22 protein-coding genes and 2 tRNA genes are annotated in these 24,982 nt (G+C 64.1%); 11 read left to right on the forward strand and 13 right to left on the reverse strand.

What is annotated here, in order from left to right:
• Positions 1-25 precede the first annotated feature (25 nt).
• From DRB87_RS09175 to pbpG, 3 genes are all read left to right on the forward strand, one after another.
• Positions 26-979, forward strand: coding sequence for a DMT family transporter (locus tag DRB87_RS09175; protein WP_130027803.1), 954 nt, complete (start codon positions 26-28; stop codon positions 977-979).
• Between the two features lie 44 nt (positions 980-1,023).
• Positions 1,024-1,842, forward strand: a complete 819-nt coding sequence (locus DRB87_RS09180) for a nitroreductase (RefSeq protein ID WP_240756239.1) — start codon at positions 1,024-1,026, stop codon at positions 1,840-1,842.
• Positions 1,843-2,030: 188 nt separating this feature from the next.
• Positions 2,031-3,284 carry a D-alanyl-D-alanine endopeptidase gene (pbpG, locus tag DRB87_RS09185; protein WP_130025670.1) on the forward strand — a complete coding sequence of 418 codons (1,254 nt, stop codon included), beginning with the start codon at positions 2,031-2,033 and terminating at the stop codon, positions 3,282-3,284.
• 92 nt (positions 3,285-3,376) lie between these two features.
• Here the strand turns inward: pbpG and DRB87_RS09190 are convergent, their stop codons facing one another.
• Entirely contained in the window at positions 3,377-4,204 is an 828-nt protein-coding gene (locus DRB87_RS09190) for an IclR family transcriptional regulator (protein WP_130025671.1), read from the reverse strand.
• A 111-nt stretch (positions 4,205-4,315) separates the two neighbouring features.
• Between DRB87_RS09190 and DRB87_RS09195 the strand changes: the two genes are divergently transcribed.
• The 3 genes from DRB87_RS09195 (at position 4,316) to DRB87_RS09205 (ending at position 8,438) form a co-directional block, all read left to right on the forward strand.
• Entirely contained in the window at positions 4,316-6,124 is a 1,809-nt protein-coding gene (locus DRB87_RS09195) for a hypothetical protein (protein WP_206100079.1), read from the forward strand.
• 90 nt (positions 6,125-6,214) lie between these two features.
• Positions 6,215-6,940 carry a (Fe-S)-binding protein gene (locus DRB87_RS09200; RefSeq protein ID WP_130025673.1) on the forward strand — a complete coding sequence of 242 codons (726 nt, stop codon included), beginning with the start codon at positions 6,215-6,217 and terminating at the stop codon, positions 6,938-6,940.
• An 88-nt stretch (positions 6,941-7,028) separates the two neighbouring features.
• Complete coding sequence (locus tag DRB87_RS09205; protein ID WP_130025674.1) at positions 7,029-8,438, forward strand: lactate utilization protein B; 1,410 nt, start codon at positions 7,029-7,031, stop codon at positions 8,436-8,438.
• A 124-nt stretch (positions 8,439-8,562) separates the two neighbouring features.
• Here DRB87_RS09205 and DRB87_RS09210 read toward each other — a convergent pair whose 3' ends face one another.
• The 6 genes from DRB87_RS09210 to DRB87_RS09235 form a co-directional block, all read right to left on the reverse strand.
• On the reverse strand, positions 8,563-9,222 hold the full coding sequence (locus tag DRB87_RS09210; RefSeq protein ID WP_017232323.1) for an amino acid ABC transporter permease: 660 nt from the start codon (positions 9,220-9,222) through the stop codon (positions 8,563-8,565).
• A 112-nt stretch (positions 9,223-9,334) separates the two neighbouring features.
• Positions 9,335-10,132 carry a transporter substrate-binding domain-containing protein gene (locus DRB87_RS09215; protein ID WP_130025675.1) on the reverse strand — a complete coding sequence of 266 codons (798 nt, stop codon included), beginning with the start codon at positions 10,130-10,132 and terminating at the stop codon, positions 9,335-9,337.
• A 50-nt stretch (positions 10,133-10,182) separates the two neighbouring features.
• A complete protein-coding gene (locus DRB87_RS09220; protein WP_130025676.1) occupies positions 10,183-11,211 on the reverse strand; it encodes a quinone-dependent dihydroorotate dehydrogenase in 1,029 nt (342 codons plus the stop codon).
• Positions 11,212-11,397: 186 nt separating this feature from the next.
• Positions 11,398-12,174 carry an arginyltransferase gene (locus DRB87_RS09225; RefSeq protein WP_017232326.1) on the reverse strand — a complete coding sequence of 259 codons (777 nt, stop codon included), beginning with the start codon at positions 12,172-12,174 and terminating at the stop codon, positions 11,398-11,400.
• Positions 12,171-12,935 (reverse strand): leucyl/phenylalanyl-tRNA--protein transferase, encoded by a 765-nt coding sequence (gene aat / locus DRB87_RS09230; protein WP_130025677.1) that lies wholly within the window; start codon positions 12,933-12,935, stop codon positions 12,171-12,173. Before aat ends, DRB87_RS09225 begins: the two co-directional genes overlap by 4 nt.
• 59 nt (positions 12,936-12,994) lie before the next feature.
• Positions 12,995-13,612: an NUDIX hydrolase gene (locus DRB87_RS09235; protein WP_240756293.1), complete on the reverse strand. Its 618-nt coding sequence runs from the start codon at positions 13,610-13,612 to the stop codon at positions 12,995-12,997.
• Positions 13,613-13,812: 200 nt separating this feature from the next.
• On the opposite strand from DRB87_RS09235, the gene DRB87_RS09240 reads away from it, so the two are divergent.
• Positions 13,813-13,889, forward strand: a tRNA-Met gene (locus DRB87_RS09240).
• Positions 13,890-14,044: 155 nt separating this feature from the next.
• Here DRB87_RS09240 and DRB87_RS09245 read toward each other — a convergent pair.
• On the reverse strand, positions 14,045-14,929 hold the full coding sequence (locus DRB87_RS09245) for an O-acetylserine/cysteine exporter (protein ID WP_017232329.1): 885 nt from the start codon (positions 14,927-14,929) through the stop codon (positions 14,045-14,047).
• Positions 14,930-15,172: 243 nt separating this feature from the next.
• Here DRB87_RS09245 and dusA point away from each other — a divergent pair, with 243 nt between their 5' ends.
• Positions 15,173-16,186, forward strand: a complete 1,014-nt coding sequence (dusA, locus tag DRB87_RS09250; RefSeq protein WP_130025679.1) for a tRNA dihydrouridine(20/20a) synthase DusA — start codon at positions 15,173-15,175, stop codon at positions 16,184-16,186.
• A gap of 188 nt (positions 16,187-16,374) precedes the next feature.
• A tRNA-His gene (locus DRB87_RS09255) sits at positions 16,375-16,450 on the forward strand.
• Between the two features lie 79 nt (positions 16,451-16,529).
• Here the strand turns inward: DRB87_RS09255 and DRB87_RS09260 are convergent.
• Complete coding sequence (locus tag DRB87_RS09260; protein WP_240756240.1) at positions 16,530-17,915, reverse strand: GGDEF domain-containing protein; 1,386 nt, start codon at positions 17,913-17,915, stop codon at positions 16,530-16,532.
• Between the two features lie 426 nt (positions 17,916-18,341).
• Here DRB87_RS09260 and DRB87_RS09265 point away from each other — a divergent pair, with 426 nt between their 5' ends.
• Complete coding sequence (locus tag DRB87_RS09265) at positions 18,342-18,590, forward strand: hypothetical protein (RefSeq protein WP_130025680.1); 249 nt, start codon at positions 18,342-18,344, stop codon at positions 18,588-18,590.
• 22 nt (positions 18,591-18,612) lie between these two features.
• Here DRB87_RS09265 and DRB87_RS09270 read toward each other — a convergent pair whose 3' ends face one another.
• The 4 genes from DRB87_RS09270 to DRB87_RS09285 form a co-directional block, all read right to left on the reverse strand.
• On the reverse strand, positions 18,613-20,316 hold the full coding sequence (locus DRB87_RS09270; RefSeq protein ID WP_130025681.1) for an MBL fold metallo-hydrolase: 1,704 nt from the start codon (positions 20,314-20,316) through the stop codon (positions 18,613-18,615).
• Positions 20,317-20,496: 180 nt separating this feature from the next.
• Positions 20,497-21,513 (reverse strand): alpha/beta fold hydrolase, encoded by a 1,017-nt coding sequence (locus DRB87_RS09275; RefSeq protein ID WP_130027806.1) that lies wholly within the window; start codon positions 21,511-21,513, stop codon positions 20,497-20,499.
• A gap of 115 nt (positions 21,514-21,628) precedes the next feature.
• Entirely contained in the window at positions 21,629-23,203 is a 1,575-nt protein-coding gene (locus DRB87_RS09280; protein ID WP_130025682.1) for an NAD(P)/FAD-dependent oxidoreductase, read from the reverse strand.
• A 25-nt stretch (positions 23,204-23,228) separates the two neighbouring features.
• Entirely contained in the window at positions 23,229-24,125 is an 897-nt protein-coding gene (locus tag DRB87_RS09285) for an SDR family oxidoreductase (protein ID WP_130025683.1), read from the reverse strand.
• A gap of 106 nt (positions 24,126-24,231) precedes the next feature.
• Between DRB87_RS09285 and DRB87_RS09290 the strand changes: the two genes are divergently transcribed.
• Positions 24,232-24,948, forward strand: a complete 717-nt coding sequence (locus DRB87_RS09290) for a TetR/AcrR family transcriptional regulator (RefSeq protein ID WP_370363797.1) — start codon at positions 24,232-24,234, stop codon at positions 24,946-24,948.
• Positions 24,949-24,982 lie beyond the last annotated feature (34 nt).

The raw sequence follows: 24,982 nt of genomic DNA on the forward strand, positions 1-24,982 counted from the left end.
CGCGAATGCGCCACAGGGTCGCGAGATGGCCGGCACCGAACGTGCGGCGATCTGGCGCGCGGCCATGCCGTGGTGGTTCGTGTTGATCTGGAGCACCGGTTTCATTGTCGCCAAATACGGCATGCCGAATGCCGAGCCGCTAACCTTTCTTGCGCTGCGCTTCGGCGGCACGCTGCTGGTCATGCTTCCCATCGCCTGGTTGACGGGCATGTCATGGCCGAGGCGGCGCGCGGTGGAGGGCCGGGCGGTAACGGCCGGCACGATCGGGCGCATCGACTGGCCGCTCATTGCGCATCTTGCCGTGTCCGGCACGCTGATTCAGGCGGTGTACCTCGGCGGCGTCTGGGCGGCGATCAAGCACGGCGCGCCTGCCGGGCTGGCAGCGCTGGTCGTCGGCATCCAGCCGTTGTTGACGGCACTCTTCGCACGTGTGGTCGGTGAGCCGGTCTCGCGCCGGCAATGGTTGGGGCTGCTGTGCGGATTCGCCGGCGTCGGGCTGGTGGTGGCCAACAAGGTTGGCGTTCGCGGCATCGGCGCGGTTCCGGTGGCCTTGTGCGTGTTGAGCCTGCTCGCGATCACGGCGGGCACGCTCTATCAAAAACGGTTTTGCGCCCATTTCGATTTGCGTGTCGGCACGCTCGTGCAGTTCGGTGCGGCGTTTGCGGTAACGCTGCCCGCCGCGTGGATGCTCGAGACGATGCAAGTGCGCTGGAACGCGCAAATGATCGGCGCGCTGGTATGGTCGGTGCTGGCGTTGTCGATCGGTGCCATCTCCTTGCTGTTTCTGCTGATTCGACAGGGCGCCGCGACCAAGGTATCCAGCCTGATGTATCTGACGCCTCCGACGACGGCGGTCATGGCCTGGTTGCTGTTCGGCGAGACGTTGTCCCCGCTGAGTGCCGCCGGGATGGTCGTCGCGGCCCTTGGCGTTGCGCTTGTCATCGAGCGGCGGGCGATGCCGGCCGCGTCGTCGCCATGAGCCGGGCGACGCATTTCCCCCTTCGTTTGCCGTGAGCCAGTCTAATGAAACACCTACACCAACACCCGCACCAGGACGCCGCACAGCCCTCGGCGCAGAACGCCGAGGCAGCCGACTTGCATGCGCAGCCGGGGACGGGGGAGGGGGCGCCGCGCCCGACGATCGGCAATGACGCCGAGCAGCGTGTGACCCATGTCGACGAGGCCATTCGCAGCCGGCGATCGATTCGGGCGTACTTGCCCACGCCGGTGCCGCAGGCAACGGTGGCGGACATTCTTGGCGTGGCCTCGCGTGCACCGTCGGGCAGCAACATTCAGCCTTGGCAAACGTATGTATTGACCGGCCAGGCGCTGACATCCTTGACGTCGCGCCTGCTGGAGGCGTTCAACGATCCGGCGCAGCGCTTGATGCATCAGGAGGAATACGCCTACTACCCGCGCGAGTGGACGGAACCTTACCAGGCGCGGCGGCGCAAGGTCGGTTGGGATTTGTATGGACTGCTGGGTATTGGCCGCGCCGACAAAGACCGCATGCAGGGGCAGCACGCGCGCAACTTCTGTTTCTTCGACGCACCGGTCGGACTGATCTTCACGATCGATCGACACCTGGAGCAGGGGAGTTGGCTGGACTACGGCATGTTCCTGCAGAGCGTGATGGTCGCGGCGCGGGCGCGAGGTCTCGACACTTGCCCGCAGGCCGCGTTCGCCACGTTTCACCAGGTGATTGCGGCGGAACTGCGCCTGCCCGAGACCCGAATGGTGGTGTGCGGCATGGCATTGGGGTATGCGGATCCGGAGGCCATCGAAAACCAGCTTGTCACCGACCGCGCGCCGCTGGATGAGTGGGCGCATTTCCTAAGCTGAATTACCTCCGGATTTTGGCGTTATTTGGCAATTTGTTGCGAATGTGCAGTTTGGCGGATTGCGCCGCACAAAACTGCCAGATGCCGGATTAAGTATTTCAGCTAAGTCATTCATATTGCTTATTTTTTGGGAAGTTACTAAACTTCTTCCAAACTCGTTGCCTGTCAACCTTACGCTACCCCCAATCTATGTACGCGATCACCACCCTTGCGCGTCTGTGCCGCTCCCGCCTCTGGGGTGCTGCCGTCGTGGCGATCTCGCTCGCCGCCGGTGCCCCCGCCGTCGTTCAAGCTGCCGGTAAGACGAGCGTATGCTCGTCCAAGGCGGCCAAGACGGCCGCCCAGAAGCGTGCGTGTGCCAACACCAAGGCGACGAAATCCGTCGCTGCGTCCCATTCTGGTGCCAAACGTGCCGTTGCCAAGACCGCCTCGCGCGAGAAGACCGGCGCCAAGGCGCGCAAACTGGCTGCCGTCGAAGAAGACGCGGCCACCAAGCGCGTCGCCATCAAACACGTCGTCTACAAACACGGCAAACGTCGTGTCGTGACGTCGTATCGCACCGTCAACTTTACGCCGCAGGCGCAGGATCGGCTGTCCGCCGGGCGCGCATTCGGTCTGCATGAATCCCCTGACGCGCTGGCGCTGCGTTCCTCGGTGGCCTATGTCGTCGATGAGCGCACCGGCGAATCGCTGTTCGACAAGAACTCGCAAGCCGTGTTGCCGATCGCGTCGATCTCGAAGCTGATGACCGCGATGGTGTCGCTCGACGCGGGCGTGCCGATGACGGACATGATGGAAGTGACGGACGAAGATCGCGATTACGAGAAGGGTACGGGGTCGCGTCTGTCGGTGGGGTCGCGTCTGTCGCGTGAAGACATGCTGCACATTGCGCTGATGTCGTCGGAGAATCGCGCGGCCGCTGCGCTGTCGCGTTACTTCCCGGGCGGTCGTCCGGCGTTCCTCGCGGCGATGAACCGCAAGGCGAAGCAGCTCGGTATGAACGACACGCACTTCAACGATCCAACGGGCCTGTCGAGCCAGAATGTGTCGAGCGCACGTGATCTGGTGAAGATGGTCAAGGCCGCTTATCAATACCCGATGATTCGCCGTTTCTCGACGGACAGCAATTACGACGTCAATACCGGCCGTCGCGAATTGCACTATGTCAGCACGAATCACCTGATCGGACACCCGGGCTGGGAAATCGGTCTGCAGAAGACGGGCTACATCAACGAAGCGGGACAATGCCTCGTGATGCAAGCCAACGTCGATGGCCGTCCGGTGATCATGATTCTGCTCGATTCGACCGGCAAGTACTCGCGCTTCGCCGACGCCACGCGCGTTCGCAAGTGGCTGCTCGAAGGGGGCGGCGCCACGCCGCAACGCACGGCGGGTACGGCACCGACGGCACAAGTCGCGACCAATAGCGAACACGCGCTGTAAGTCGCCCAAACCGTTGCCAAACAAAAGGCGCTCCCTCGGGAGCGCCTTTTGCATTCTGCAACCGGATTCGCGAAGCGCGATCTCGGCTCGGGCTATTCGGCTGTCGCTACATGCGACACGTTGCTGCCGACGGCAGGGTTCGGCGCGTGAAAGCCGAGCGACGCGGAAATCTGCAGCGCTGTCTCGTTCAGATTTGCGAGCCACGCGTCCTGCAAACGGTCGGCGGGTGCCGACAGCGAGAGTCCCGCCACGAGCTTGCCGCTGTCGTCGTAGATGCCCGCCGCAATGCAGCGAACCCCCAGTTCGAGTTCCTCGTTGTCGCGGGCATAGCCGGACTTGCGCACGTGGCTCAACTCGCGCTCGAGTTTTTGCAGATCTGTGATGCTGTTGCGGGTGTGTCCCGACAGGCCGGTGCGCGTGGCATACGCGCGCACGCGCGCGGCTTCGTCTGCCGCGAGGAAGAGCTTGCCGACCGATGTCAGGTGCAAGGGCGCATGGCCACCGATGGCGCGCACCACCTGCATCCCCGAACGCTCGCTGTAGGCCCGCTCGATATAGACGATTTCATCGCCCTGGCGCACCGACAGGTTGACAGTCTGGCCGGTCATCCGGTGCAGGCCGCGCATCGGCGCGAGGGCGGCATCGCGCACCGACAACCGTGCCTTGACCAGGTTGCCGAGTTCGAGCAGGCGCATGCCCAGACGGTACGTGCCCGGATCACAGCGGTCGACAAAGCGGCAGGCGACCATGTCGTTCAGGATACGGTGCGCCGTGGACGGATGCAGTTCCGTGGACTGCGCCAATTCCTTCAGGCTGACGGGATCGGCATGGGCGGCAAGGGCATCGAGCAGACGCATCATGCGCTCGATGACCTGGATGGACGTGCGCGACTCCGTACTTTGACTACCTTCGTCTTTCATGGGGGAGGGCCGAGTTTCGTATAGGGGTGATTCTATATCATATTGTGAAAAATTCGCACCCTTCCTGTAGAGGACTTCTGCGAAAAGTGGGCGTGCCACAGGAGAGCGTCGTTGCCGCAGTCTCGGCTGACTGAAACCGAAAGTGGTCTCTCGTCCAGACGACTACCATGGCCTTGTCATTTCATTCGGTGTTCGGCTGGATCGAAAGACGAGATCGGCACGCTCAAGGAGGTTCGGGGAATGTACAGGTACGGATTTGCGCCGGGGGCGGGGAGTTGGCCGCAGCCAAAGTGCGCGCATGGCCGGGAGGCCGCCACTTACGGAAAGTCGATTGCCGAAAAGCACGCGGAAATCGTCGGACAGTTTCGGCAGATCGCCAACGCGAAGGCGCAGTTGGGATTGGACTGTGGCGCGCTGTCTCGCCTGGAAAGTGCCTTCTTTTCGACTTACAAGAAGGCGACGTCGGGTTACTGGGGCGGCGGACTGTGGGACGGGGTCTATCGGTATGTCGGCAACGCGAGCCGATCGGGGCCGTACTGCCAGGTCGGCGAGCAGTTGAATGATCACGATGTCGACAGTCTCACGCCGTCGGCGAGGCGGTTTTCGGCGATTCTGGGGCATTTGACGGAGGCGCTGCGCAAGGAGCAGGAAATCCTGGCGAAATGTCTCGCCACGGCGCAGCGCTCGGTGGCGTCCAGCGGGGCGACCTTTGACGACCGCGCTATCCAGATGGCGGCGAGCCAGAGCCAGTCGACCGAGCGCGCCGATGGCGTCGCCGAGATCGAGCGATGCCTGGCTGGCGTGCGCGAGTCGATCGCACTGGCCACCAAGGAGGTGTGGCCGGAACGCAAGCACTACGGCAAGCGCGTTGTCATGACGTCTTCCCTATACTCCGCGGCGGCCGCCGTGGCGGTGGCGGGATTGTTTTTGTCGGGCGGTCTTCTCGGCGTCGTGGCGACGGTGATGACGCTGGTGATCCGCGGGGTCAGCCTGGGAAGTATTCGTGGGTTCGATCGTGAGCGAGGATGGAAGTCGGTAGAAAGTCTGTTGGCAAGCACCAAGCAATTCATTGAAACGGAGGGGACTATGATGAGATCGTATTTGGACGTGGCCGATCGGCGTGCCGCGCTCGAGCGTGAAAGTATGGTGTGGAATCTTTTGACGGGCATCAAGACTGGCCTGGGCCAGGTCAATAGTCACGTGGACTCGCTGGACAGTCGGGCAGGCGTCCTTTCGACGCAAATGGCCACCGTGGCGAATCGAATGGACGGTCGATTGGATGGGATCACCGGTCAAGTGAACACCCTCACCCATCGGTTCGACGGTTTCACCACGCAAGCGTCCAGCTTCACCGATCAAGCCGGTAAGCTCACCGGTCAAGTCGGTAAGCTCACCGGTCAAGTCGATAACTTCACCGGTCAAGTCGGTAAGCTCACCGGTAAAGTCGATAACTTCACCGGTCAATTCGATCACCTCGCCGGTCAAGTCGATAACCTCACCGGTCAAGTCGATAACCTCACCGGTCAAGTCGGCGGCCTCACCGATGGATTCGGAAAGCTCACCGATCAAGTCGATAACCTCTCCGGCCAAGTCGGCAGCCTGACCGATCGATTCGGAAAGCTCACCGATCAAGTCGGCAGCCTCAGCACTCGGCTCGATGGCGTCACCGGTCAAGTCGATACCCTCACGAACCGATTGGACACCCTGTCGTCGGAAGTCGCCGCAGGGTTCGCGAACACCGACGCCAAATTTGAAAGCTTCAGAAAAGACTTGCAGCGGTTGACGCGGGTGCAGGAGATGATGGCGGCGCGCCTGGCGCTCATGCCCTATCCTGCAGCGGCGCCCCGCGCCGAGCGACGCGGGCTGACGCGGACAAACTCGTTGAGCGCGTTGAGCGACGCGGCCCCCCGGATGGCGTAAGCGACGGCGCGATATGCGGGAATCCACGCTGGGCCAGACCGGCCCAGCGACTTATAATGGCCCATTATTCCCGGAAAGAGGATTCCCCCAATGCGCGTCGGACTCTTTGTCACGTGTCTGATCGACCTGATGCGTCCGGAGATCGGCTTCTCGACGCTCAAGCTGCTGGAGACGGCGGGCTGCGAGGTCGTGATTCCCGATTCCCAGACCTGCTGTGGTCAGCCCGGCTATAACTCGGGCGAACGGGCCATCGCCCGCGATCTCGCTCAGAAGTTTCTCGAGGAGTTCGAATCGTTCGACTACGTCGTCGTGCCGTCGGGATCGTGCGGTGGCATGGTCAAGGCGCACTACGGCGACCTCTTCGCCGACGACCCCGAACTCATGGGCCGGTACGAGCGACTGCGCCCGCGCGTGTTCGAGCTGACCGATTTCCTCGTCAATGTGCTGCACATCGATACCGTGCCCGGCGATTACAACGGCGAAGTGACCTATCACGACGCATGCTCGGGGTTGCGTGAGCTGGGCGTCAAGACGCAGCCGCGCGCATTGCTCGCGAAAATGCCGGGCGTCAAGATGACGGAAATGAAGGACTGCCAGGCTTGTTGCGGTTTCGGAGGCACCTTCGCACTCAAGTACGGCAACATCTCGACGGCCATCGTCGACGAGAAGTGCGCGAACATCGCCGCGAGCGGGGCGCCAGCGGTCGTGCTGGGTGACCTCGGATGCATGCTCAACATCGAAGGACGTCTGCGCCGCACCGGCGACACGAAGACGCGCGTGCTTCACATTGCCCAGGTGCTCGCGGGCGATGTGTGAGCTCGCCGCTGTCCTCCCGACCCTCCCGACCTTCACGCCCGTGTGCGCGATGACGCACACCGGCGGCCATCACCTCCAGTGAGTCGCGATGCAAGTTCAATCGATGCAATTCAAGGCGCGCGCCGGGCAAAAGCTCGCGGACCAGCGTCTGCAGGCCAACCTCCGGAAACTCTCGACCAAGTTCGTGACGGCGCGCGCCACGGCCATCGAGGAAATCGACTTCGAGGCCACGCGCGAGGCGCTCAAGGCGCGTCGTAATCGCGGGCTCGAGACGCTCGATGTCTGGCTGGAGATTTTCGAGCGCGAGGCCACGCGACGTGGCGCCACGGTCTTGTTCGCCGAATCGACGCAGGACGCCGCCCGCCTGATTGCCGAAATCGCCCGCAAGCACGACGTCAAGAAGGTGATCAAGTCGAAATCGATGGTCACGGAGGAATTGCAGCTCAACAAGGTGCTCGCCGACATGGGCGTGCAATCGGTCGAGACCGATCTGGGCGAATACATCCTGCAGATCAACGACAACGAACCGCCGTCGCACATCATTGCGCCGGTCGTGCACAAGGACAAGGACGAGGTTGCCGACCTGTTCGCTCGCGTTCACCATAAGCCGCGTCTGACCGACATTCCGGCGATGACGCGCGAAGCGCGCGAGATGCTGCGTCCGCAGTTTCTCTCGGCGGACATGGGCGTGACCGGCGGCAATTTTCTCGTCGCCGAAACCGGCTCCGTGGCCGTGGTGACGAACGAAGGCAATGAAGGCATGTGCACGATCATGCCGCGCGTGCATGTGGCCGTGACCGGTATCGAGAAGGTGTTGCCCACGCTCGAGGATCTGGCGACGGCCATGCGTCTGCTGCCGCGCTCCGCGACCGGGCAGGGCACGTCGAACTACTTCTCGCTGCTGACCGGTACGCGCGTCGAGGGTGAACTCGATGGCCCCGACCATATGTACTTCGTGCTGGTCGACGGTGGCCGCTCGGGACTGATCGGCGGCGCGTTTCAAGACATGCTGCGTTGCATCCGTTGCGGCGCTTGCATGAATCATTGTCCCGTATATCAGAAGATCGGCGGGCACGCCTACGGTTGGGTGTATCCGGGGCCGATGGGGTCGGTGCTCACGCCGAGCTATGTCGGCCTGGAGAAGACCCTCGATCTGCCGCAGGCCGCCACGTTGTGCGGGGAGTGCAATCGCGTCTGCCCCGTGGGCATTCCGATTTCCGACCTGCTTCGCAAGCTGCGCGAGCGCCAGGTCGATCGAGGCCTGCGTCCGTGGCAGGAGCGCACGGCGCTCGCCGCGTGGGCGTTTGCGGCGCGTCGCCCTCGTCTGTATGCCGCGCTTGCCGGCCTGGGTGCGCGTGTGCTCCATTGGATGGGGCGCGAGCGTGGCAGTCTCTCGAAGCTGCCGCTCGCCGCAGGATGGAGCGATACGCGGGAAATGCCTGCCCCGAGCGGCAAGACGTTTCGCGCGATGTATCGCGAGCGTCGCGCGCCGCGGTAAGCGCTTAAGCGTTCAGCGATGTGGAATGACCGGTGGCCTTGACGTGCCGGCGTTCAAAGCAAAAGCCGGGCACCGAATGTCTGACATTGGCATCCGGGGCCCGGCTTTTTTATTGGCGCGCCCGTCAGGTTCTGGCGGGCAACGCCAGGCGTTTCTCGATGCGTCGCTGCAGTGCCGACAACCCGGTCGACAGCACCCAGTAGATGGCGGCGCAGGCGAGATAGAGCGGCAGCGGCTGGTAGGTCGTTGCAATGACCTCCTGCGCGGAGCGCAGCAACTCGGTCACGGTAATGACCGAGACCAGCGATGTGTCCTTGATCAGGCTGATGAGGCTGTTGCCGAGACTCGGCACAGCGATGCGCAGGGCTTGCGGGGCGATGACGTAACGCAGCGTCTGCCAATAGGACAGGCCGAGGCTATAGGCCGCGAGCCATTGTCCGCGCGGCATGCCTTCGAGGGCGCCGCGCATGCTCTCCGACAGATAGGCGCCGACGTTCAGGCTGAGCGTGAGCACGCCGGCGGGTGTCGGATCGAGCGCGATGCCAACGCCCGGCAGGCCGTAATAGATCACGAAGATCTGCACCAGCAGCGGGGTGCCGCGCATGATGCTGACATAGGTGCGGGCGATGCCGCGCAGCACGCGGACGTTGCCGATACCCATGATCGCCACGATGACGCCGATCGCCAGGCCGAACACCATCGACATCAAGGCGAACTTGATCGTGAGCACGGTGCCTTGCAGCAGCACGGGCATGGATTGGGCGGCGAGTTCGAATGGATTCATGAGGGGGGTGTCTGGGGGGGAACGTGGGCCTGAACGACGACGGCCGGCACCCGCTTGGTTTGCGTGGTGCCGGCCGTGATGCGACCGAAGTGTGTCGCGCGCGGCGTGCGGGTTACTTCGCCGGCTTGGACGTGTCCTCGCCGAACCACTTCAGCGCGAGCTTGCCGAGCGAGCCGTCCTGCTTCATGGCCGTGAGGGCATCGTCGATGGCCTTCGCGAACTTGGGGTTGCCCTTGCGGAACGGAATGCCCACCGACTCGCTGGCGCCTTGCAACACGGCACCCGAACGCAGCGGCAGGTTCGACGTCTTGATCAGGTAGGCGAGCATCAGGCGATCGTTGAGGGCCGCGTCGATGCGCCCGGCGGCGAGATCGCGCAGGTACTCCGGCGCGCCCGGATAGGTGCGCACGTCGATGCCCGGCACCGCCTTCGCGAGCTTGTCGTAGTTGCTGCCGAGACTTACGCCGAGCTTGTGGCCCTTGAGGGCATCGAGCGAATTGAACTCGCGTTTGTCGTCCTTGCGCTGAATGAGCTGCGCGGCCGAGAAGGTGTACGGCTGGCTGAAGTCGAGCGAGCGCTTGCGTTCATCGGTGATGGCCACTTGATTGACGATGACGTCGAATTTACCGGCCACGAGACCGCCGATGATGCCGCTCCATTCCGTCGTCACGAACACCGGTTTCACGCCGAGACGTTCGGCAACGGCCTTGGCGACGTCGACATCGAAGCCTTCGAGCTGGCCATCGGTCGCGCGATAGTTGAACGGCGGATAAGTCCCTTCGATCCCGATTTTCAGTACGCCCGCCGATTTCACGGTGTCGAGCAGATCGGCGGCGCGCGCGGGTGCGGTGCCCAACAGCGCAACGGCGGTTAGTGGCACGAGGCACAGCGTCTTGAGCCAGTTTTTCATGATGTTGAGGTCTCCCTGTGTCAAATAAAGGGGGCGCGACGTGCGGCCGATCAGGCCGTACGCAGCGCTTGCACGCATTCTCGCACCAGCTCGGGGCCGCGGTAAATCAGCCCGCTGTAGATTTGTACCAAACTGGCCCCGGCATCGAGCTTGGCCTGCGCGTCGGCACCCGACAGGATGCCGCCCACGCCGATGATCGGCAGCGCGCCGCCCAGCTCGGCGGCCAGTGCGCGGATCACGCGATTCGAGGCTTCGAACACGGGCCGCCCCGACAGGCCGCCGGTTTCGTTGGCATAGGGCAGGCCCGCTACCGCCTCGCGCGAGAGCGTTGTATTGGTGGCGATCACACCGTCGAAACCATGACGCGTGAGTGTGCCCGCGATGACCTTGATCTGCTCGTCGTCGAGATCCGGCGCAATCTTGAGGGCGATGGGCACGTATTTGCCGTGGCGGTCGGACAGCGCGCGTTGCTTGTCCTTGAGCTTGCCGAGCAGGGCGTCGAGTTCGTCGCCGCCTTGCAACTGGCGCAGGTTTTTCGTATTGGGCGACGAGATGTTGACCGTCACATAGGTGGCGTACGGGTACACCTTCTCGAGGCAGATGAGGTAGTCGTCGACCGCGCGCTCGATCGGTGTGTCGGCGTTCTTGCCGATGTTCAGGCCCAGCGGTCCCTTGTAGTGCGCCGACTGCACGTTCTGAAGAAACTGCTCGACACCGCCGTTGTTGAAGCCCATGCGGTTGATGATCGCTTCGGCTTGCGGCAGGCGGAAGATGCGCGGCTTCGGATTACCCGGCTGCGGACGCGGCGTGACCGTGCCGACTTCCACGAAGCCGAAGCCCAGTGCGGCGAGGCCGTCGATGCAGCTCCCGTCCTTGTCGAGGCCTGCGGCGAGGCCCACGGGATTCGGGAAGCGGATGCCCATGACCGTGCGCGGATCTTCGGGCAGCGTCTGACCGATGAGACCGGCCAAGCCGAGCGAGGCAGCACTGCGCAGCGTGGCCAGCGTCAAATGGTGGGCTTGTTCGGCATCAAGACAGAACAGGGCGCGACGGGCCAGAGGGTAGAGGGGCGCAAGCACGATGTCGGGTTCGGCAGAATCGGAAAGTCGACATTTTACCGGTATCCCGGTCGCCGAGCGCGCCAATTTTCTACGCTCTGCGTACTCCTGAACGGCGGCGGGCTGGCAAGGGAATGAGCGCGGTGCGCACGGGTGGCCGCCCCGCGAATCGCGCGCCCGACAGCACCCCGGAGCACAGTCCCGACGTTACTCGCCGGCGGCGTCGAGCATGGCTTCCGGCATGTCTTGCCATTGGCCGTCGAGCAGGCCTTGCAGGGGGCGGAAGTTCGCCTTGTAGACCATCTTGCGGCTTGCCTGAATCCAGTAGCCGAGATAGACGTGCGGCAGTCCGAGCGCGCGCGCCTGCTCGATCTGCCAAAGAATGTTGTACGTGCCGTACGACGCGCCTTCGATGTCGGGATCGAAGAACGTGTAGACCGACGACAGGCCGTCGCTCAGGATGTCGACCATGCTGATCATGCGCAACGTGCCTGCGCCTTGATGGCCGGGCGGCTCGCGAAATTCCACCAGTCGGGAGTTCACGCGGCTTTGCAGCAGAAACTGCTCATACTGCTCGCGGCTGTCATGGTCCATACCGCCGCCCGCATGACGTTGCGACTGGTAGCGCATGTAGAGCTGGTAATGCTCTTCGGTGTAATGCAACCCCGAGACGTTGACCGCGAGGCCGGCGTGGCGGCGCCAGATACGACGTTGTGTGCGGTTCGGCGCGAAGCGCGCGATCGGTACGCGCACGGGCACACACGCGCGGCAGCCGTCGCAATACGGGCGGTACGTGAACACGCCGCTGCGGCGAAACCCGGCGCGAACGAGTTCGCTGTAGACGTCCGAGTTGATCAGATGGCTGGGCGTGGCGACCTGCGAGCGTGCCGTGTGATTATCGAGGTAGCTGCATGGGTAGGGCGCCGTTGCGTAGAACTGAAGGGCGGATAGCGGGGAGAGCGGCAGTTCGTTCGGATGGGTCACTGGGAAACCTCGTGAGCCTTGTCTGCTGCGTTACCGTAGGCCAGTGTGCTGAGCATTTGCTTATCCAGACGCCAGACCGGGGCGGGCGCCACGACCGCCTTCTGCACGTGCGTCAGAAATGTCTGGCGGGGAATTTCGCTGCCGCCGAGCGACGCCAGATGAGCGGTACTTTGCTGGCAGTCTATCACCTCTATTGCGTGCGCGCGTGCAAACGCGACGAGCGCGGCGAGGGCGATTTTCGACGCATCGGTGCGGCGGGCGAACATCGATTCGCCATAGAACATGCGTCCGAGCGCCACGCCGTAAAGACCGCCGACGCGCTCACCTTCGTAGAAGGTTTCCACGCTGTGGGCGAGTCCGGCGTCGTGCAGTGCGCGATAGGCGGCAACGATCGCAGGTGTGATCCATGTGCCGTCCTGAGCGCGCCTGGGGGCTTGTGCGCAGGCTTGCATGACGGTGGCAAAGTCGGCGTCGAGACGGATTTCCCAGGCGTCGTCGCGCAGCACGCGACGCAGCAGTTTGCGGAAGTTGTGGCTGACGACGAAATTCTCGGGACGCAGCACCATGCGCGGGTCCGGGCTCCACCAGAGCACGGGTTGACCCTGCGAGTACCACGGGAAGATGCCTTGCCGGTAGGCGGCAAGCAGACGTTGCGGCGAGAGGTCGAGGCCGGCCGCCAGCAAACCCGGCGCCTCGCTCGATGCGCCGAGCGCTTCGTCCACCGGGGGAAAGGAATCGTTTGCTTCGAGCCAGACGACCATGTCGATGTCAGCGTTCCGGCGTGTCGGGTGACGTGGTGCGATGGGCCGCGCAGGCCGGCTCAGACACGCAGCATCGGCGTGAGGATATCTTCGGTGTGCGCCGTATTGACGGGCAGCGACGGCACCGGCACGCCGGGCGCCGCAGCGCCGTTGGGGGAGGCCTCGAGGTGCACGCCGAAGGCCCCTGCGCGACGGTCTTCGAAGAAGAAGCGCAGCGTCTTCGCCACCGTCGGGAAGGCGATGTCATCCCACGGAATTTCGTGCTCCGAGAACAAGGCGACTTCGAGGCTCTCTTCTCCCGCGGCGAACTGCGGCTCGCGCATCTGCGCCAGATAGAAAATGTGGACCTGATTCACATGCGGCACGTTGAGCAGCGAGAACAGGGCGCCGACCTCGACGGTTGCGCCGGCTTCTTCCAGCGTTTCGCGTGCGGCGGCCTGTGCCGTTGTCTCGCCGATTTCCATGAAGCCGGCGGGCAGTGTCCAGTAACCCAGGCGCGGCTCGATTGCGCGCTTGCACAGCAGCACCTGATCACCCCACACGGGTACCGTGCCAAGCACGTTGCGCGGGTTCTCGTAGTGAATGGTGCCGCAATGGGTGCACACGTGCCGCTCGCGGTTATCACCGGGCGGAATGCGCGACTCGACCGAGTGGCCGCAGGCGGAACAGAATTGGATGGGAGGGCGTCGGTTCATGGTTGCTGCGAGTGTATCATCGGCAACGCACGCTGTGCGGTGGCGCACGTGGTGGGCCGGGATATCCCGGGTTGCCGCCGCGTGCGGCGAACCGGCGTTAGCGGCCGCGTGGTCACAAGGAAAATAATCGGCGAGTTATGTTGCACTGCGGTGGCAATTGTCATATACTTTAATTCTTCAGACGCGGGGTGGAGCAGTCTGGCAGCTCGTCGGGCTCATAACCCGAAGGTCACAGGTTCAAATCCTGTCCCCGCAACCAAATTCGAAAGCCTGATTTCTTTACGAAATCAGGCTTTTTGCGTTTCGGCTCGGCGGTGTCGCGGTATCACGCCCGTGTCCGCCGGTGTCGTGTGCGCGTCGTGTTCCGGTCGGAAGCGGGCGCGCCCGCTTCCGCGCCGAAGAGCGTTATTGGCGTTATTGCGACGTCGGTAGCAGGCGTTGCTTGAGCTTTGCGCCGAATACATTCACCACGAGGCCCGCCATGACCAGCGCCGCGCCCGCGATTTGCGGCGCAGTGAGTTGCTCGTCGAGCAGCAGTGCCGCCGATGCCAGGCCGATGATCGGCACGAGCAGCGAGAACGGCGCGACCTGACTGGCCGGATAGCGCGTCATCAAACGACCCCACAGCGAATAGCCGACGAGCGTCGCCACGAAAGACAGGTAGGCGACCGCGAAGATCGATGCCGCCGAGAGATGCGCGAGTGAGTTCGCGATTTGCTGCGGGCCTTCGAACCAATACGACAGCAGCGCGAATGGAATCGGCGGGATCAGGCTTGCCCAGACCACAAGGCCGACGAGATCGACGTTGCCGATCTTCTTGGTGACGATGTTGCCCGTTGCCCAGGCAAGCGAGGCACAGAGGGTGAGCGCGAAGCCGAGCAGCGTCATGGCGCCGCCGCCTTGCATGCCGATGACGGCGAGGCCTGCCGCCGCGATCAGCAGGCCGGCCACGTTCTGCGCGCGGAAGCGTTCGCCCAGACACGCCACGGCGAGCCCCAAGGTGAAGAACGCCTGTGCCTGAAGGACGAGCGAGGCAAGGCCGGCGGGCATGCCAACGTACATCGCAGTGAACAGGAGCGCGAACTGCCCGAACGAGATTGTCGCACCGTAAGCGATTAGCCATCGCAATGGCACTTGCGGACGTTTGACAAAGAAGATCGCGGGGAAGGCCGCGAGCAGGAATCGCAGCGCACCCAACAGCATGGGCGGCACGCCGTGCAACCCGACCTTGATGACGACGAAGTTCACGCCCCAGGCGAGTACGACGATGAGTGCCCGTAACAAGTCCTTCGGTGCCATGCTGGCGTCTCCTTGTGCGGCATTGGTGTGGCGTTCGGGAAGGCGAAAGTGTACTCCTGGGGCGTCGACGTGTGGTGGCGAAGTCCTCGCGCCAATGCCCTCGTGGCCTGATGCGGCGCGGGGCCGAGGGGGCGCGCTCGCGCCGGCGCCCGATGGGGGCATGACGTATACTTCGTGTTTTGCGTATCAAGAGACGTCGTCTTGCTGGGGTGAGGCGACGTTTGCCGTAGCCGAGGAATTTGCATGAACCTGCCTGCCCGCCGCGTCAGTGTCGCGCCGATGATGGATTGGACGGATTCGAACTGCCGGGTCTTTCATCGTCAGTTGTCGCGTCACACGTGGCTCTATACCGAGATGGTCACGACCGGTGCGCTGTTGCACGGCGACGTTGCGCGCCATCTCGATTTCGATGCCGTCGAGCATCCCGTCGCGCTGCAATTGGGCGGTAGCGAGCCGCAGGACCTTGCGCGGGCCGCGAAGCTTGGCGAACAGTGGGGGTATGACGAGATCAACCTGAACTGCGGCTGCCCGTCGGAGCGGGTACAGCGTGGCGCGTTCGGTGCATGTCTGATGGCGGAGCCGGCCCTGGTGGCCGATTGCGTCAAGGCGATGCGCGATGTGGTGCAGGTGCCGGTGACGGTCAAGCATCGCATCGGGATCGACGACGTCGAATCGTTCTCCTTCGTCGAGGATTTCGTCGGCAGCATTGCGCAAGCCGGTTGCACGACCTTCATCGTGCATGCGCGCAATGCCATCCTCAAGGGGCTGAGCCCGAAAGAGAATCGCGAGATTCCGCCGCTCAAGTACGACTATGCGTATCGTCTGAAGCAAAGTTTCCCGCAGCTCGAGATTCTGATTAACGGCGGCGTGAAGACGCTCGATGAAGTCGAACTGCATTTGCAGCACGTCGATGGCGTGATGCTGGGTCGCGAGGCGTATCACAATCCTTATGTGCTCGCGGAGGTCGACGCGCGATTCTATGGCGACACGTCTGCAGTGAAATCACGTGAGGCGGTGGAAGACGCGTTGATCGAATACGCGGCGGCGCAGGTGGAGAAGGGCCAATATCTCGGCGCGATTACACGTCATGCGTTGGGCTTGTATCGCGGTGTGCCGGGGGCGCGGGGATGGCGTCGGGTGCTGTCGGATCCAAAGCGTCTCAAGGCGGGGATCGGTGCGTTCGAAGAGGCGCGTGCGCAATTGCGCGCAGGGGCGTTTTCTGAGCGCGATGCCGTGGAGTCTCTTGCGACGGCGTGACGTCCGGCATCGAGATGTGGCGTTGCGTTGTGAGCGCTCGCCGCGTGAGATGACGATCTCGCGCATCGATCGTGCATGCCGGCCGAGAAATATTTGGATCGAGCGAAAATAGTGCTTGGCAGCGCAACAAAAACGTCGCTATAATCTTGTTTCTGTTCAGCAAGCAAGTGATGTTGCTGATCACGGCGGTGGCCGTAGCTCAGTTGGTAGAGTCCTGGATTGTGATTCCAGTCGTCGTGGGTTCGAGTCCCATCGGTCACCCCAAAATTCCCTTGTAGTTCAAAGCGTTTCGCGCGTCATTTCTCTCCCGATTCGGGAATTCTCCAAAAGTCTTACTCCAGCATCAGCCAACTGCGGTCTTGCCACCGACGCCGGCGCCATTCCCGTGCTCGACAACGATAGGCAGCGGCTCCATCGCGGGCGCGACCACGACACAATTCCTGCCCTTGGCCTTTGCAGCGTAAAGCGCAGCATCGGCTCTCGCCATCACGGACGCCAACGTGTCGCCATCGCGAAACGCATCGACGCCCGCGCTAAGGGTCGACATCACCTCCCTGCCGGGCACACAGGAGCCCGAGGTGGCCACGATGTCGCGCAACCGATTGATGAGGTGTCCCGCATGCTCCCGGGTTTCACCCGGCAGCAACAACGCAAACTCTTCGCCGCCAATGCGCCCGACGATGTCGGTGGCGCGCACCGCCCCGGCGATCAACGACGCCACATGCGCAAGCGCAAGATCTCCCGCCGCGTGCCCATAACGGTCATTGATGCTCTTGAAGTTATCGATGTCCAGAATCGCGATCGAAAACGTCGAATGCTTGTGGGCGCACTCCCTGGCGATGGCCTCCGCACGCGCGATGAACGCTCGCCGCGCGAGCAGGCCGGTCAGGTCGTCGAACGTCGCCAGGCGCTCCATGCGGTCGGCCAGCCGGTCGTGCGCCAACAGCACCATGCCGACCGACAGACACGGCAAGGTCAGCGTCGCCATGCCCAGGAACATGACGTTCAACGGCGTCGGTTGCAGGAACGTGGATTCATGCGCCAGACCCAATCCATACGCAATGGAACGAACGGCATGCACAACAGCACCGAGAATCGCTGCAATGGCCACAAAGTAATACGCGTATTTAGGGCGTTCCCGCGGTCGGTATTTCAGCACCGCCCCACCGATACTGAAGCGGACGTAAGCAATACACCCCGAGATCATGGTGCTGCGAGCGTCGACGTGGGGCGAAAGAAAGGTCCAGTAGATCAGCATGACGAGGATGACGCCGAGCGCGACATACTCCCAGGCGTACGAGGCTCGGGCGTTAAGGAATTGCCGGAAGCCGTGCAAGCCGATCAGCGAGGCGATGAGCAGCCCGCTGCTCGATACCGCGACGACAATGTCCGAGGGACCCGTCAGGAGCAGGGCCGCCACGATCGCCAGGAGTGCGCTCGCCAAACACCACAGGCGTACCCCCGGGACTTTCGTTCCGAACAACGAACCCAGAACGGCTACGCTCATGACGCAAGACAGAACCGCAATGCTGATAAAAACTGCCGAAATGGGCATGGCCGCGTGACTGATTATGATGTTTTGCCTACTGACGCAGTTGCCAGACAATACGACCCCGTTCCCTCGGGCGACATCCCCATGTCGTGTCGTTTTGCCAGCGTCTCGGCTTGTTTTGTCGTCAGCATAGCCGAATTCGATGAAGGCGCCATGATCTCGTTGATCCGTGGCCAATGCGCCGCCCGGCGGAAGTTGCCCCCTTGGGCGAATCTCGTGCACAGCGGGCGCCGGGCGCTCGACGATGTCCGCGCGTCAGCGCAGCCCGCATTTTGCCTGCGCAATCCGCCGACGCGCCCCACACGACGCTCTCAACATCGCAACATTTGATCTATGTCTAATTCCAAGCATGGCACACGCGCCCCGAGGGAGCGCGTCCGTCCATAATGGGCTCGTCATGTTCGCATGACCCTGTCTTCCCGGGCGTGTCATGGTGCCCCATGCGTCCCGGCTTTGAAACCCACCTCGCTCAGGTGGGTTTTTTTTCGCCGGTTCGCGGCATTGTTCTCTCGTTTGGAGTCAAGCCTCTATGTGGCCGATGAATGGTGAAGGTGCTACGCTTTTCAACAGGGCAGGGCGTTTTCAAGACAAGCGGAGTCCGTCATGAGCTATGCATCGCACGAGCAGGTCTACGACTATCGCGCGGGTTATCAGATTCGCGTGCGGGCCTTTCAGAATGAGTACGCGGGACCGTGGGACTCCCTGGTCCAGGTCATCCGGCACGGCAAGCCGGAGGGGCCGGAGGTGCGATCCCCCGACGGGCATCGCGACAATCGCCTCGACGCCGAAATGGCCGGGCGCAAGGCGGGGGAACGCATCGTAGACGAGTTGCTCGGCGACGCCTACGACTGACGTCGACCCACGCCAGTGGGCGTCACCCTGCCGCCATCGTTCCGACACGCCGCCACCGCGCATCTGGTGATACTGCCGCGAGGCCATCCTCCGCCAGCTTCTCCAGATGCGCCTGCAGCGAGCGCCGCGCCACTGCGTGACGTGCCAGGGGCACGTCGGCGTAGACCACCGGAATGAGCATGTCGAGCGTGGCCGGGCCGATTTGCGCAAGCGCCTCGAGCGTGCGCGATTCGCGCGCGAGTCGATGCGCCATGAGCCGCGCAATCCGCTGCGCCGGCCGATCCATCACGAAGCCGTGTCCCGGCGCGAGCCACGCGGGCGCAAGTGCCGCAAGCTTCTCGAGCGACGCCAGATAGGTCGCCATATGCCCGTCAGGCGGGTTGATGACGACCGTCGAACCCTGCATGACGTGATCGCCAGTGAAGACCAGCGCCGCGTCGTCCAGTCCGAAGCACAGATGATTGGCCGCGTGCCCCGGCGTATGAATGGCCCGCAAGATTCGGCCGTCCGGCAAGGGCACCGCATCGCCATCGGCGAGCGCCACGTCAGGGATGAACGCCGCGTCCTGCCCGTCGTCGTGACGCGCGCGCATGCCATACGTCGTTGCGCCCGTCGTCGCCTTTAGCCGGCGCGCCCCCGGCGAATGATCGCGGTGGGTGTGCGTCACGAAGATCTGCCGGATGGCGCCGGGCACCGCGGCCAGAATCGCGTCGATGTGCGCCGGGTCATCCGGGCCCGGATCGATGACGGCCCACGCATTGTCGGGCCCACCGCCCAGGAGGTACGTGTTCGTGCCGGGGCCGGTCATCATGCCGGGATTCGGGGCGGTGAGACGCAGCACGCCCGGCATCAGCGTCACGCTACGCCCAGGCACGATGTCGTAGCTGCCGGTGCCGAGTTCATGGGGATCGGTCAGTGTCAGTTCGGCCCATGCCGGCTCGTCGGGCGTGACCGGCCAGCGGCCGCGTTTGCCGGTGGCCAGTCGCGGCTGAATGCGTGGCACCGCCGCCAGCGCCCTGGCGGCCGCCAGGGCGGCATCCGCCGTGCCGACACCGTCCAGCCATTGCAGCAGCTTGCGCGTGGGAGGCAACAGCCGAAGTTGATCGGCATGCTTGAGCGCATATTGGGGGCGCATCCAGCGGTGCGCCGCCGTCTCGACCTGATCGACTTCCACCTGCTGGCCCGCGGGCAGCATCGCCAGAAAGAACCGCGTATCGAAGCGCTTCGGCAGACCCAAAGGCGTGACCCAGTGGCTCAAATAGTGCAGACGTTCCGGCGTGAGCCTGACGCCGAACGATCGGCATAGCGACACCAGATCGATCCGTCCCTCATGCAGCGCATCGCGTTGCGCGCGCATGGCGACGAGGCGAGCTGCGTCGACCGGCATGCCCGAGATATCGTCGGCAAACAACACGCCGGTTTCCTCGAAGCACTCACGTATGGCGGCCACGTAGTAATCGAGGCCGCCGTGCGCGAGGGACAGGCGTTGGCTGGCAGTGGCGTCGTCGAGGCCGTCGCAGGCGGCGTGGCCGAATGCGCCGGCAGCATCGGCCGCATCGACAACGCCGCCGGGGAAGACGTAGGCATCGGAGCTATGGTCGTTCGCCCGAACGGCGCGCCGGAGCAACAAGACTTCCATGCCGCTTGCGCGCTCGCGCAGCGTGACGAGACTGGCGGCCATGCGCAAGCTGGACGGCACGGGAGGCGCTTCAGGACGATCGGACATGAGGCATGCGCGCGCAGGCCGCGCGAAATCGGAAAGTCCCTAGTTTGCCATTGGACGGACGCCGCCGCACGCGGGGTGGCCGCCGATGCGCGACAGGGACGTCGGGGTCGTCGGCGGCGACGCGATAGTGTCGTGCGCCTGGGCAGCGTTGCTCAGGCGAAGTCGCCAGGGTCGTGGCGCTCAGTCAGCGTCGTTCGCCACGCAGATCGGCACCGTCATGTTGGGTTGGGCTGCGCCGTATTGCGGCGCGGGCATGCGTGCAACGACGTCCTGCAACCATTGCAGGGTCGCTTCCGGTTGCGTCACGGGCAGCATGTGCCCGCCGTCGACGAGCGTCAGGCGCACGCGCTCGCTGAGCGCCGGCATCGTCTCGCCATGCACATGGCAATCCAGGATGCGGTCGCGGCGCCCGTAGAGAATGTCGACGGGCACGGTCAACGCGGCGTAACGTGCGGCGAGGCCAGGCATGTCGCGTTCGGCGGCGAGCACGTCGGCGCAGCCGGCCTCGAAGTTGCCGGGACGAAAGCCGAGCACGCCGCCACCGCGAATGAGGAAGTCCTTTGGTGCGTCTTCCGGGCCGAAGACATAGGCGAGCGTCGTGCGGCCCGTCATCATGCCGACAGGCACGGCGAGCGTGCGCGCGATCCAGCGACGCCACCCGGCACTGCGAATCGCGAGCGAGCGGAACGGCGCCGGCACGTCGGACACCGGTTGCGTCAGCGGGGCGATCAACGCGAGCGCCCCCACCCGCTGCGGATGGTCGAGCGCCAGCCTGAGCGCTATTGCGCCGCCCAGTGAGTGACCCACGACCAGCGGCCGGTCGAGTGCGAGCGCGTCGATCAAGCGCGCGACCGCGTTCGCCTGTGACGCGAGTCCGCCGTCGCGCTGCGCGTCGCGCGTCGAGTAGCCGGACCCTGGGCGGTCGATCAACACGATGCGATTCGTTTGGGCCAACGTCGCCAGCGGCAGATAGGCAAAGTTGCGCAACTGGCCGCAAAGGCCGTGGATGAACACGATGGCCGGTCCACGCCCGATGTCGACGTAGTGCAGGCGGTCGCCATCGATGTCGAGATATTGCCCGTCCGGTGGCACGGCCGCCTCGGCGCGACGCTCGACGCGGCGCGTGAAGCGTCTCAGCACGAACACCACGGCGGCAATCGCAATGGCGAGGCAACCCAACAAGTAGACGATGAGCATGGCGTCGAGTGGATCCGCAGGCAAGTTCGGTTAGGCCGCATCGTAGCAACGTGCGGCAGGGGTTGGCTATGGGGCGACGCGCCGCATGTCTGGCGTCGTCGTCGAATGGCGCGGGCTATTGTGTCGTGGCAGCTACGGCACTCGATGCGTTGGCGTCGCGCACCGTTGTGCCCGGCACGACCGAGCGCGTGGCGCGACGCTCGAAGCGCATGGCGCCGTCGTCGACGCTGCCCCAGCGCATCAGTCGAAGATCGCGCAGGTAGCTCTGATAGAACACCCAAGGCTTGCGCCGCCCTTGCTTCGGTAGCACGCCCGCGGCGCGCTGAATATAGCCCGACGTCAGGCCAATGGCCGGCAACTCGCCATGCTCGCCTTCGCGCAGGCGCGGCACACAGGTGTCGACATCGTGTGCGTTCATATGATTGATGAGGCGGCAGACGTATTGCGCAATCAGCTCGGCCTTGAGCGTCCACGACGCGTTGGTGTAACCGAAGATCGACGCGAGATTGGGCACGTCGCTGTACATCATGCCCTTGTAGGCGACCGCGTCGCAGAGATCCACCGGTTTGCCGTCGACCCGCAGGCGCGCGCCCCCCATCAGTTGCACGCGCAGGCCGGTGGCGGTCACGACGATGTCGGCGTCGAGCGTCTTGCCGCTCTTGAGTGCCAGTCCGCGTGGCGTGAACGACGCGATCTCGTCGGTCACGATGGCCGCTCGTCCACCGCGCAGTGCTTTGAAGATATCGCCGCCCGGCGCGAGACAAAGGCGTTGATCCCAAGGCTGATAGCGCGGCGTGAGATCGCGTGCGACGTCGGCATGACCCTGCACCTGTTGCGCCGCGCGCCGGATCAGCACGCGGCGGATGGCATGCGGCCAGCGTCGCGCCGCCTGATAGAAGCCGAGCGCAATGAGCACGTTCTTCATGCGGACGATGCGATGCGCAACGCTCGCCGGCAGCCACGCGCGCAGCCGTTCGGCAACGCCGTCGCGCTGCGGCATCGACAGGATGTAGCTTGGCGAGCGTTGCAACATTGTGACGTGCGCCGCGCTCGCCGCCAGGCTCGGCAGCAGTGTCACCGCCGTGGCGCCGCTGCCGATCACGACGATGCGCTTGTCGCGATAGTCGAGATCGGCCGGCCAATGCTGCGGATGGACGACGGTGCCGGTGAAGGTGTCCGTGCCCGGCCAGGTTGGCGTGTGTCCGGCGTCGTAGGCGTAGTACCCGCTGCACATGAAGAGAAAGCGACACGTGAGCGATTGCGTATCCTGAGCGCCGTCGGCGTGCGTGCGTTCGATGTCCAGCGTCCAGCGGGCGATGTTCGAATCCCAGCGGGCTTCAAGCACCTTGTGGCCGTAGCGGATCCGAGCGTCCAGGCCCTCTGCGCGGGCGGTGTCGTTGAGGTAGTCGAGGATCTTGCCGCCCTCGGCAATCGCCTGGTCACTTGGCCAGGGGCGAAAGCTGAAGCCCAGCGTGAACATGTCGGAGTCCGAGCGTACGCCTGGGTAGCGGAAGAGGTCCCATGTGCCGCCCAGCGACTGGCGCGCTTCGAGCATGGCAAAGTGCGTGCCCGGGCAGCGCTCGCGCAGGTAATGCGCGGCGGCAATGCCGGAGAGCCCGGCGCCAACGACGATGACGTCGAGATCCGTGGCGGCGCTGGCGATATCGGTGGTTGTGGTGTGGGTGTTCATCGCGATGTCCTTCGGCCGTCGTCCGTTACTGGGGCGTGGTGGGGCGCGTTGTCGCGCGGCCTTTGTTCGACGACGGTTTGCGCGACATGGCCGTGCGCCGGTAGAACCATACGACCATGCCTTGATAGCGCGCACCCAGCAGGCGGGCCAGCTTGTCGACGCGGCGCGCATCGGGGCCCACGAGCACGCGCCGCGCATTGCGCTCGACGCCTGCCAGCATTTGCCGCGCGGCGTCGTCAGCACTCGTCACGTCGATGAGTTGGTTCGCACGTTGCCGGTGTGTGAGTGCATCCACGCCGGTGAGCGCGGCAATGCTGTCATCGATGCGCGAGGCCTGCACGATTTTTGTCGCTACGCCGCCCGGATGCACGCAGGTACAGGACACTGGGGCATTCGCCAGATCGAGCTCCATGCGCAGCGCCTCGGTGAACCCGCGTACCGCGAACTTGCTCGCGTTATAGGCGGATTGCGTTGGCATCGCAATGAGGCCGAACAGGCTGGACGTATTGACGACGTGGCCGTCGCCGGACGCGGTGAGGTAAGGCAGGAACGCCTGCGTGCCGTGCACGACGCCCCAGAAGTTGATGTCCATCAGCCATGTGAAATCTTCGTGGCGTGCGGTCGCGACCGGCACCGATAGAGAGACACCGGCATTGTTGAAGATGAGATTGACCTTGCCGTGCGCGGCGGCGGTCTCGCGGGCCCAGTCGAAGACGGCCGCGCGGTCGGCCACATCGAGCCGATGCGATGTGACGCGCACGCCGAAGGCGCGGCAGGCGATGGCCGTGTCCGTCACGCCCGCTTCGTCGATATCGGACAACGCGAGATGCGCCCCTCGACGCGCCAGTTCGAGCGCCAATGCACGTCCCATGCCGGAGCCTGCGCCTGTGATGGCCGCCACCTTGCCCGTGAATGTCTTCATGGTGCTGTCTCCCATCGGTGCCGCGTCGATCCGCTGTTTGGCTACGAGGATCGCGTTGCCTATAATTTGGTGATGTGTGTCACCACTTTAATTTTGCGTCCGAGTGATGTCAAATAGCGAAATGGAACAAGGACTCGAATCGAGGGATACCGCGTCGACAGCATCGGCATCGGCATCGGCACAGGTCGGCACGGACGCGACACCGCCCGGGGCGACGCCCGGACGGCGCTACGGTGGCGTGGGGCAGGCGCAGCGAGAGCAGGCGCGCCGTGCGGCGCTGATCGACGCCGCCACGGAAGTCTTCGGCACCGTGGGTTTTCGCCGCGCCACGGTGCGCTCGGTCTGTCGTCTGGCCAAGCTCAACGACCGGTACTTCTATGCGGCGTTCGAGAATCTGGAGCATTTGTTGCGCGCGACGTACGCCCATCACGCGCAATCGTTGCTCGGCCAGTTGCAGGCCGCCGTTGCCGAGAGCGCACCGACCCTGGACGCCCGCCTCGACGCCGGCCTGCGCACCTTCTTCGCGTTTTTGCGCCAACCGCCTGCAGCGCGCGTCTTGCTGCTCGAAGTGATGGGGGTGAGTCCGGAGACGGACCAGACGTATCAGCGCTACATCTTCGAGTTCGCGAAGCTGATCCTGGCGATGGCCGACGCACCGGCGCCCATCGGTGAGGACGCGCAAGCGCAGGCGAGAATCGTCGGCCTGGCGCTCGTGGGCGCAATGACCAACGCCGGCACCGCCTGGGTGCTCATGGGCTACCAGGATACTGAAGCGTGCATGGTTGCCAGCTGCCGTCGCGTGCTGCGTGGCGCGCTGGTTTGATGCCGCGTTGCCGTTCATGCTCGCTACAATACGA

The organism is Pandoraea sp. XY-2, assembly GCF_004193915.1.
GTDB lineage: Bacteria > Pseudomonadota > Gammaproteobacteria > Burkholderiales > Burkholderiaceae > Pandoraea > Pandoraea cepalis.

Bases quoted from the DNA above. Each gene is read 5' to 3' on its own strand.
- DRB87_RS09205 (WP_130025674.1), top strand. From the start codon at position 7,029: ATGCAAGTTCAATCGATGCAATTCAAGGCGCGCGCCGGGCAAAAGCTC.
- DRB87_RS09275 (WP_130027806.1), bottom strand. From the start codon at position 21,513: ATGCTCATCGTCTACTTGTTGGGTTGCCTCGCCATTGCGATTGCCGCC.
- DRB87_RS09190 (WP_130025671.1), bottom strand. From the start codon at position 4,204: ATGAAAGACGAAGGTAGTCAAAGTACGGAGTCGCGCACGTCCATCCAG.
- DRB87_RS09270 (WP_130025681.1), bottom strand. From the start codon at position 20,316: ATGTCCGATCGTCCTGAAGCGCCTCCCGTGCCGTCCAGCTTGCGCATG.
- dusA (WP_130025679.1), top strand. From the start codon at position 15,173: ATGAACCTGCCTGCCCGCCGCGTCAGTGTCGCGCCGATGATGGATTGG.
- DRB87_RS09215 (WP_130025675.1), bottom strand. From the start codon at position 10,132: ATGAAAAACTGGCTCAAGACGCTGTGCCTCGTGCCACTAACCGCCGTT.
- DRB87_RS09265 (WP_130025680.1), top strand. From the start codon at position 18,342: ATGAGCTATGCATCGCACGAGCAGGTCTACGACTATCGCGCGGGTTAT.
- DRB87_RS09245 (WP_017232329.1), bottom strand. From the start codon at position 14,929: ATGGCACCGAAGGACTTGTTACGGGCACTCATCGTCGTACTCGCCTGG.
- aat (WP_130025677.1), bottom strand. From the start codon at position 12,935: ATGGTCGTCTGGCTCGAAGCAAACGATTCCTTTCCCCCGGTGGACGAA.
- DRB87_RS09200 (WP_130025673.1), top strand. From the start codon at position 6,215: ATGCGCGTCGGACTCTTTGTCACGTGTCTGATCGACCTGATGCGTCCG.
- DRB87_RS09175 (WP_130027803.1), top strand. From the start codon at position 26: ATGGCCGGCACCGAACGTGCGGCGATCTGGCGCGCGGCCATGCCGTGG.
- DRB87_RS09290 (WP_370363797.1), top strand. From the start codon at position 24,232: ATGTCAAATAGCGAAATGGAACAAGGACTCGAATCGAGGGATACCGCG.
- DRB87_RS09280 (WP_130025682.1), bottom strand. From the start codon at position 23,203: ATGAACACCCACACCACAACCACCGATATCGCCAGCGCCGCCACGGAT.
- DRB87_RS09180 (WP_240756239.1), top strand. From the start codon at position 1,024: ATGAAACACCTACACCAACACCCGCACCAGGACGCCGCACAGCCCTCG.
- DRB87_RS09210 (WP_017232323.1), bottom strand. From the start codon at position 9,222: ATGAATCCATTCGAACTCGCCGCCCAATCCATGCCCGTGCTGCTGCAA.
- DRB87_RS09285 (WP_130025683.1), bottom strand. From the start codon at position 24,125: ATGAAGACATTCACGGGCAAGGTGGCGGCCATCACAGGCGCAGGCTCC.
- pbpG (WP_130025670.1), top strand. From the start codon at position 2,031: ATGTACGCGATCACCACCCTTGCGCGTCTGTGCCGCTCCCGCCTCTGG.